We start from the raw sequence: 8,777 nt of genomic DNA on the forward strand, positions 1-8,777 counted from the left end.
GAGGCGCCCAAAGGTTCCCTCAGAATGGACGGAAACCATTCGAAGAGTGCAAAGGCAGAAGGGAGCTTGACTGCGACACCGACGGGTGGAGCAGGTACGAAAGTAGGGCTTAGTGATCCGGTGGTATTAAGTGGGAATGCCATCGCTCAACGGATAAAAGCTACCCTGGGGATAACAGGCTTATCACTCCCAAGAGTTCACATCGACGGAGTGGTTTGGCACCTCGATGTCGGCTCATCGCATCCTGGGGCTGTAGTAGGTCCCAAGGGTTGGGCTGTTCGCCCATTAAAGCGGTACGCGAGCTGGGTTCAGAACGTCGTGAGACAGTTCGGTCCCTATCCGGCGTGGGCGTAGGATATCTGAGAGGAGCTGTCCTTAGTACGAGAGGACCGGGATGGACGGGCCGCTGGTGCATCGGTTAGACTGCCAAGTCTACGGCCGAGTAGCCAAGCCCGGAAGGGATAAACGCTGAAGGCATCTAAGCGTGAAGCCCCCCTTAAGATGAGATATCCCATTCGAAAGAAGTAAACCCCCTTGAAGACGACGAGGTAGATAGGGCAGAGGTGGAAGTGCAGCAATGCATGGAGCTGACTGTTACTAATCGGGTGAGGGCTTGACCAAGAATCGCAGGAAGAATGAATCTCAAGGAAATGTCAACATGTATGTAGTTTTGAAGATACAGTAGAAACCAGCTAACTAGCTAGCTGGTTTTTTTGTATGTAAAAATATAAAAAATATTCCGAGTTTATAAATCCCCTTGTTGTTACGTTAATCGCAAAATTATTTAAGATTAATTTAGCGGTAAAATAACAACAAGGGGATATTGTAATCGAAATTATTTATAACATAATTCGATAATCTTTAATCCTACCTCTACAGCAATATCCATTCCTTCAACAGTAATGTGTTCATAAGGTCCATGATAAGCATGCCCTCCTGTTCCGAGATTCGGGCATGGGAGTCCCATAAAGCTTAACTGGGCGCCGTCTGTGCCTCCGCGGATCGGGGTGATTAGTGGCGAGATATTGCATTCTTTGCATGCTGCAGTTGCATGCTCGATTAGTTCCATGCAGGTGTCGATAATTTCTTTCATATTTCGGTACTGTTCTGTGATGGTAAGTGAGACAGTTCCTTTTCCCCATTTTTCATTTAAAATTTTAGTGATGTGTTCCATAGTTTTCTTACGGACATCAAAAATAGTTGCATTGTGGTCACGAATGATATATTCGAGAGCAGCGTGTGAGACATCTCCCTTTATGGAATAGAGATGGAAAAATCCTTCATAGTCTTCCGTATCTCTTGGTGTGTCAGCGGAAGGGAGCATGGAATTGAACTCCATGGCAACAAGTGCTGCGTTGACCATTGTATTTTTAGAAGAACCCGGGTGTACGTTTACACCGGTAAATTCTACTACTGCTCTGGCAGCATTAAAGTTTTCATACTGGATTTCACCTTCTGTATCACCATCAAGTGTATAAGCAAAATCCGCTCCGAATTTTTTTACATTAAAATGGGCTGGTCCCATTCCTATTTCTTCGTCAGGGGTAAATGCAATGCAGAGAGGACCATGCGGAATAGTATTGTCATTGAGGTGTTCAATTATTGTCATAATCTCGGCAATTCCGGCTTTGTCATCTGCACCGAGGATGGTGGTTCCATCGGAAGTAATGAGAGTTCTGCCTTTTAATGTGGAGAGATGAGGGAACATTTTCGGGGAGAGAACTCTGCCGCTGGTTCCAAGTGCAAGGTCTTTGCCGTCATAATTCGGAGTGATAACCGGAGTAACCGGATGATCGCAGAAATCAGAGACTGTATCCATATGAGCGATAAAGCCCAGTTTTTGGCGGGATTCATATCCTCTGGTTGCTGGAATATGTCCATAGACATAGCAATGTTCATCTACATCGGCATCTTTCACACCCAGTTCTTTTAATTCCTGAACCAGCAGTCTGGCAAGGTCAAACTGATACTGTGTGGATGGGGAAGTACTGGTTTCTTCACTGCTTGGAGTGAATACTTTTACATAAGATAATAAGCGTTCGTATGCTTTCATGAATTAATCCTCCTGGTATTGGGCTGAGCCATAACTCAGCATTGTATGTTAAGTATAACATGCGACTGAGATTACGTAAAAATATTTCTTGCATTTTGTAAATAGTTATGATATGATGCTACTCAAAGAAAAGGGAGTAGCGGCCATCGTTATGAAGAACTGGACTTGTTTTTCCTATAAATGGTACATAAATGCGTCAGAACGGCAGATTAAGAATGCCCGCATTATGATATAATCGGCAAGACTTTTGTTTTAGATATTAAGAGAAGAGCTCATCTTATGTCTGAAATGAAAGTCTTTTTCTTTTCTTCAGAAATTTTTAGAAGCAAAAAATTTAATCTTGCCAAATGGTGAAACGGAGGAGAAAAGTGAACGAAAAAGTAAATCCTTTTAAAAAATTACAGAAGCCGGGAAAACATGTGAAACGTATTGTAATAGGAGCAGCAGGGTTGGTGATTATTGCAGGGCTTGCAGGAGATGCTACCTATCAGATCCAGGAGCAGGAACAGGCAGTATTGACAACTTTCGGAGTGCCGAAGGCAGTGGCAGAAACAGGACTGCATTTTAAGATTCCTTTTATACAGAAAGTACAGAAAGTAAATACAACGATCCAGGGATTTCCTATTGGATATAGTATGGGAGATAATTCGGTGGTTGAGAATGAGGGCATTATGATTACCTCGGATTATAACTTTATTGATGTAGATTTCTTTGTTGAGTACAGAATTTTAGAACCGGTAAAATATCTTTATAATTCAGAGGAACCGGAAGATATTCTAAAAAATATTTCTCAAAGCTGTATCCGTACAGTAATCGCAAGTTATGATGTGGATGAAGTGCTTACCACCGGAAAAGGTGAGATCCAGAGTAAGATTAAAGAAATGATCCTGAAGCAGATGGAGGAACAGGATCTGGGGATTCAGCTTGTGAATATCACAATCCAGGATTCAGAACCACCCACACAGGAAGTTATGAAAGCATTTAAAGCAGTAGAAACTGCCAAGCAGGGAAAAGAAACTGCTTTGAATAATGCCAATAAATACAGAAACGAAAAGCTTCCGGAGGCTGAGGCAGAAGCAGACCAGATCATTCAGGATGCTGAGGCGCAGAAGCAGGTAAGGATTAATGAAGCGGAAGCTGAGGTTGCACGTTTTAATGCCATGTATGAGGAGTATGTTAAGAATCCGGAGATCACAAAGAAGCGTATGTTCTATGAGGCAATGGAAGATGTGCTGCCGGGAATGAAGATTGTGATTGATAATGGAGATGGAGTGCAGAAGGTTCTGCCGCTAGATTCTTTTACAGGGAACAGTTCAGAGAATCCGGCAGAGACACTGAACACGGATCCTGCTCAGGACACACAAGATTTAAATGATTCTGAGAACGAATAAAGAAATGACAGAAAATATTTCATATAAAAAGTGTTTTGGTAAATGAAATACGAAGGATAGAGATATAATTTTGGAGAGGACTAATTTATGAAAGGTAAGAAAATTGGAATATTAATTGGTGTGTCTGCAGTGGTTATAGCTGTCGGAGCGTCGGTAACAGTAACTCAGCAAAATGAATACAAGCTGATCCGTCAGTTTGGCAAGGTTGACAGGGTGATCAGCTCATCGGGAATCAGTTTTAAGATTCCGTTTATAGAGAGTACACAGTCATTGCCAAAGGAAACACTGCTGTATGATCTGGCAGCATCTGATGTAATTACAAAAGATAAGAAAACGATGATCAGCGACAGCTATGTTCTCTGGAAAATCAGCGACCCGCTTAAATTTGCACAGACATTAAACTCTTCTGTGGAAAGTGGTGAAAGCCGAATTAATACTGCTGTGTATAATGCCACTAAAAATGCAATCAGCAGTATGTCACAGGATCAGGTGATCACAAGTCGTGACGGAGAACTGTCTGATATGGTCATGGAGGCAATAGGAACAAACATGGATCAGTATGGAATCGAACTCCTCAAATTTGAAACCAAGCAGCTGGATTTGCCGGATGATAATAAGGAAGCTGTATATGAACGAATGATTTCTGAACGAGATAATATTGCAGCGACTTACAAGGCAGAGGGAAACTCTGAAGCAAAGGTGATTCGAAATAAAACCGACAAAGAAGTAGCAATTCAGATTTCTGATGCAAAAAAACAGGCAGAGATCCTGGGGGCGGAAGGGGAGCAGGAATATATGAAAATTCTTGCGCAGGCTTATGGAGAAGAGGACAGAAGTGAGTTTTATTCATTTGTGAGAAGCCTGGATGCGCTGAAGACATCTATGAAAGGTGAGGACAAAACAGTGATACTGTCTGCAGATTCACCGATCGCTCAGATCTTTGAAGGAAAATAAAAGAAAGTAACAATAATACACTCTAATTTTTCACCAAATAAATGGAAGATAGACATAGAAGATAAGGAATGTTATAATTTTTTTACAAAGAAATCCTGAAGCAAAAAATGTAAGTACAATCTGGAAATAATATACAGAGAAAACGGAGGGATAGAAAATGCTGACATGTATCAGATCAAAACGGCAGAGAGATGCAGCGGAGTATGCTTTACGAACTATTCAGTCATCATGCATAAGGCCTTATATTAAGACAATATATCTGTATGGCAGTTGTGCACGGGGAGAAGAGAAATATAGCAGTGATGTTGATCTGTTTCTGGAACTGTCAGAGTCATTCCGCTCCCGGCCGGAACTTAAAAAATATCTTTATCTTCTAAAATCAGAAGTATCCTCTGAGGAATTGGATGATGCAGAAACGGATCTGAAAATTGTAGTTGGCGATGACTGGAAAAGGAACAAAATGCTGTATTATACAAATGTGCGAAAGGAAGGAATTCAGATATGGCCTTGAACAGTTATTTTGATTTTGCAGAAAATGATTTTCAATATTTTAAAGCCTCTTATGATGCGGGGATAGTTGCAAATATGATGGGTGCCATGGCGCAGGGAATATGCGAAAAATATATGAAGCATCTGATCTCAGAATACTATAAACCGGATGATGCTATGCAACAGAAAGATTTTGAAAATATTTTGCGTACACATAGTCTGAACAGACTGATGAAATTTCTAAAAGCAAATATGGGAGCAGAGTTTTCAAAAAATACGCAGACACATATGAGAATGATAGATGGTTTCTATTTTTCAACCAGATATCCTGGTGACGATAGCATAGAGATAGATGGTGATGATGTGGAAACCTGTAATGATGCAATAGAATTGTGCAGAACAGAAGTTTTAGAGTTAGAACAAAAGTTAAAAAAGGGTGAGGCACTCAGAGATCATTTACAAATCTGGTGATTCTGCTGGCATCCTTTGGAATGCTGGCACTGACTGTATGGCTTTACGGAAAAGGAGAGATCGGATTCGAGGGAATCCTGACCTGTACCATTGCAATGATGGGTTCTTTCGGACCGGTGGTGGCACTGTCCAGTCTGTCCAACAATCTGAATCAGACACTGGCAAGCGGAGAGAGAGTTCTGTCTTTATTGGAAGAAACACCGATGGTGGAAGAAATCTCCGGGAATGTGGATATAAGAAATCAAAAGAATAGTCCGGAAAAAGAAAAATATATTTTGAGAGGTATTTTAACAGGCAGAGCAAAGAACAGCGTAAATGCATTCTCAGGTGCAGAAGCACAGCATGTTACCTTTGCTTACGAAAATGAAACAATCTTGGATGATTATTCCCTGAAACTGGAACCAGGCAAGATCACCGGTATCCACGGGGCCAGCGGTTCCGGCAAGTCTACACTTCTGAAACTGCTCATGCGTTTCTGGGATGTAAACGAGGGAAGTGTATTTGTAGACGGCGAAGATGTGAGAAAAATCCCAACCAGACATTTGCGAGACATGGAAAGCTACGTGACACAGGAAACTCATCTGTTCCACGATTCCATTGCCAATAACATTGCAGTTGGCAGCCCGGGAGCTTCCAGAGAGGCAATCATCGAAGCAGCAAAGAAAGCTTCCATCCATGACTTCATCATGAAACTTCCGAAAGGCTACGACACAGAAGTTGGCGAATTGGGTGATACCTTATCCGGCGGGGAAAAACAGAGAATCGGAATTGCGAGAGCATTCTTGCACGACAGTCCGCTGATCCTTATGGATGAGCCAACCTCAAATCTGGATTCCCTGAATGAAGGAATCATCCTGAAATCCCTGAGGGAAGCCGCAGAGAAAAAGACAGTAGTACTTGTATCACACAGAAAATCTACTATGAATATCGTTGATACCGTATTCGAAATGAAAGATGGCAGGATCTCATGATTCTGCCGTCTTTTTCAGTGTTATTCGTACAATTCGACATATTCAAGTATTTCCAGATTTTTATATAAAATAGATGAGAAATTGACTTTATAAGCAGGTATGAGACTTGACGAACGATATGAATGTGGATATAATAGGTTCAGAAAAGAAAAAATGGAATTTTTAACCGGATTTTACCGGCTTGGATATTGCTAAGGAGGAACATGTTATCATGAAAATCGGAAATGATATTTATTATGTAGGTGTAAATGATCATCAGGTAGATCTGTTTGAAGGTCAGTATGTAGTGCCAAACGGTATGTCCTATAACTCATATGTGATCATGGATGAGAAGATTGCAGTTATGGATACCGTAGATGCTAATTTCAAAGACGAATGGCTTGAAAATGTAGCCAAAGTCTTGGACGGTGCGAAACCGGATTATCTGGTAGTACAGCATATGGAGCCGGATCATGCCGCAAATATCGAGAACTTCATGAAAGCATATCCTGACACAACTGTAGTTGCAAATACCAAGACCTTCACTATGATGGGAAATTTCTTCAGAAACCTGAATCTGGACGGAAAGAAGCTGGTAGTTGCAAATGGTGACAGCCTGACACTTGGAAAACATGTGCTGACTTTCGTATTTGCACCAATGGTTCACTGGCCGGAGGTTATGGTTACATATGACAGTACTGATAAGGTTCTGTTCTCAGCAGACGGTTTCGGTAAATTCGGAGCACTTGACGTAGAAGAAGACTGGGACTGCGAAGCTCGCCGTTACTATATCGGAATCGTTGGAAAATACGGTGCACAGGTTCAGAAGCTTCTGAAAGCTGCCGCAACTCTGGATATCCAGACAATCTGTCCTCTTCATGGTCCAATCCTCACAGAGAACTTGGGACATTACCTTGAGAAATATGATATCTGGTCCTCCTACAAAGTAGAGAGCGAAGGTGTTGTGATCGCCTATACATCTGTTTACGGAAACACAAAGAAAGCAGTAGAACTTCTGGCACAGAAACTGGAAGAAAAAGGTTGCCCGAAAGTAACTGTATTTGACCTTGCAAGAGATGACATGGCAAAAGCAGTGGAAGATGCTTTCCGTTACGGCAAACTGGTACTTGCCACAATTACATACAACGGAGATATTTTCCCATTCATGCGTACTTACATCGAAAACCTGACAGAACGCAGCTACCAGAACCGTACCATCGGTCTCATTGAAAACGGAAGCTGGGCTCCGGCAGCAGCAAGAGTAATGCAGGGAATGTTCGAAAAGAGCAAAAACATTACATGGCTCGAGAACAATGTAAAGATCATGTCCTCACTCAGCGAAGCAAATGAGGCAGAGATTGAGGCTATGGCTGAGGAGCTTTGCAAATAAATTTTGGCTACGATAAGGTATCAAATTCTGAAGTATATATAGAAAATTATTAAATGCAGAGAATCTGCAACTATACTAATATTAAAAAACAGGGAGTATACAACTTTAAGTAAGTTGTACACTCCCTGAAATTTTTTACCAGAATATTTGCCTGCCACTCTATTGACAATAGTATGATTTCATACTATTATACTTTGGTATGAAATCATACTATGAAAGGAAAATAAAAATGTCAGAGATAATTCAAGATAAAGTTAATCAAATAAACTGCCTGAACGAAGAAATTGATTCCTTGTATCATCAGGCGGCATTAAAGCTGGGAGTATCGGACTGCGTTCTGTTTGTTCTTTATATGCTTCACACGAATGACGGGAAATGTCTGCTCTATGATATTTACAAATTATCGGGAATCAGCAAACAAACAGTCAATTCAGCAATTCGAAAACTGGAAAATGAAGAAACGGTATATCTGGAAAAATGTAATGGAAAATCGAAGATGGTATATCTTACTGAAAAAGGAAAAACATATACTTCCAAGACAGCTGCACGACTATTTGAGGCTGAATGTAAAGCGCTAAGCAATTGGACGGAGGAAGAAATTAACCTGTATCTTAAGCTGACTGAAAGATATCATGCAGATTTAAAGAATGAAATCGAATCTTTATAGAAAGTGGAAGAACTACTGGAATCTGTCAAATAAGCAGAGGAAAGATTTAAAGAAAATTGTTATAAAATCATCTATAAGATTATGGGACTTAACAACAGAAAGGAAAATAGGAAAATGGAACAGACAATACAGCTTTCGGATCATTTCGGTTACAGACGACTGATCCGTTTTACAATACCGTCAATTCTTATGATGATCTTTACATCCATCTATGGTGTAGTTGATGGATTTTTTGTATCAAATTTCGTTGGAAAGACATCATTTGCAGCGGTAAATTTTATCATGCCATTTCTGATGATCACCGGAGTTATGGGATTTATGTTTGGAACTGGTGGAAGTGCGTTGATTGCTAAAATCATGGGTGAAGGAAAGAAAGAGAAAGCACAGAAAATTTTTTCGCTCCTTATTATGG

General features: G+C 40.8%; 7 protein-coding genes, 1 rRNA gene and 2 pseudogenes. 9 read left to right on the forward strand and 1 reads right to left on the reverse strand.

Annotated elements, in window-relative coordinates:
* Window positions 1-621 (forward strand): 23S ribosomal RNA (locus AC075J_RS04965); the annotation flags it as partial.
* Between the two features lie 214 nt (window positions 622-835).
* On the opposite strand, the gene pepT is transcribed toward AC075J_RS04965, so the two are convergent.
* Window positions 836-2,053 (reverse strand): peptidase T, encoded by a 1,218-nt coding sequence (gene pepT, locus AC075J_RS04970; RefSeq protein WP_476390094.1) that lies wholly within the window; start codon window positions 2,051-2,053, stop codon window positions 836-838.
* A 368-nt stretch (window positions 2,054-2,421) separates the two neighbouring features.
* Here pepT and hflK point away from each other — a divergent pair, with 368 nt between their 5' ends.
* The 8 genes and pseudogenes from hflK to AC075J_RS05010 all read left to right on the forward strand — a co-directional run.
* Entirely contained in the window at window positions 2,422-3,444 is a 1,023-nt protein-coding gene (gene hflK, locus AC075J_RS04975; protein ID WP_476390095.1) for an FtsH protease activity modulator HflK, read from the forward strand.
* 87 nt (window positions 3,445-3,531) lie between these two features.
* On the forward strand, window positions 3,532-4,398 hold the full coding sequence (gene hflC / locus AC075J_RS04980; RefSeq protein WP_118569770.1) for a protease modulator HflC: 867 nt from the start codon (window positions 3,532-3,534) through the stop codon (window positions 4,396-4,398).
* Between the two features lie 157 nt (window positions 4,399-4,555).
* Window positions 4,556-4,909, forward strand: a complete 354-nt coding sequence (locus AC075J_RS04985; protein WP_008705807.1) for a nucleotidyltransferase domain-containing protein — start codon at window positions 4,556-4,558, stop codon at window positions 4,907-4,909.
* Window positions 4,900-5,358 (forward strand): HEPN domain-containing protein, encoded by a 459-nt coding sequence (locus tag AC075J_RS04990; RefSeq protein ID WP_022379831.1) that lies wholly within the window; start codon window positions 4,900-4,902, stop codon window positions 5,356-5,358. The genes AC075J_RS04985 and AC075J_RS04990 overlap by 10 nt, the downstream gene beginning before the upstream one ends.
* A pseudogene (locus tag AC075J_RS04995) lies at window positions 5,328-6,329 on the forward strand (ABC transporter ATP-binding protein); the annotation flags it as partial. The gene AC075J_RS04990 and the pseudogene AC075J_RS04995, both read left to right, overlap by 31 nt.
* Window positions 6,330-6,540: 211 nt before the next feature.
* Window positions 6,541-7,695: pseudogene (locus AC075J_RS05000) on the forward strand (FprA family A-type flavoprotein); the annotation flags it as partial.
* Between the two features lie 232 nt (window positions 7,696-7,927).
* A complete protein-coding gene (locus tag AC075J_RS05005; RefSeq protein WP_022379828.1) occupies window positions 7,928-8,365 on the forward strand; it encodes a MarR family winged helix-turn-helix transcriptional regulator in 438 nt (145 codons plus the stop codon).
* A gap of 114 nt (window positions 8,366-8,479) precedes the next feature.
* Window positions 8,480-8,777: MATE family efflux transporter (locus AC075J_RS05010; protein ID WP_476390096.1), on the forward strand; the 298-nt coding region annotated here is incomplete at its 3' end.

The sequence above is a fragment of the Blautia sp. ZXY-1-C6 genome, assembly GCF_056339875.1.

Bases quoted from the DNA above. Each gene is read 5' to 3' on its own strand.
- AC075J_RS04985 (WP_008705807.1), top strand. From the start codon at position 4,556: ATGCTGACATGTATCAGATCAAAACGGCAGAGAGATGCAGCGGAGTAT.
- AC075J_RS05005 (WP_022379828.1), top strand. From the start codon at position 7,928: ATGTCAGAGATAATTCAAGATAAAGTTAATCAAATAAACTGCCTGAAC.
- pepT (WP_476390094.1), bottom strand. From the start codon at position 2,053: ATGAAAGCATACGAACGCTTATTATCTTATGTAAAAGTATTCACTCCA.
- AC075J_RS04990 (WP_022379831.1), top strand. From the start codon at position 4,900: ATGGCCTTGAACAGTTATTTTGATTTTGCAGAAAATGATTTTCAATAT.
- hflC (WP_118569770.1), top strand. From the start codon at position 3,532: ATGAAAGGTAAGAAAATTGGAATATTAATTGGTGTGTCTGCAGTGGTT.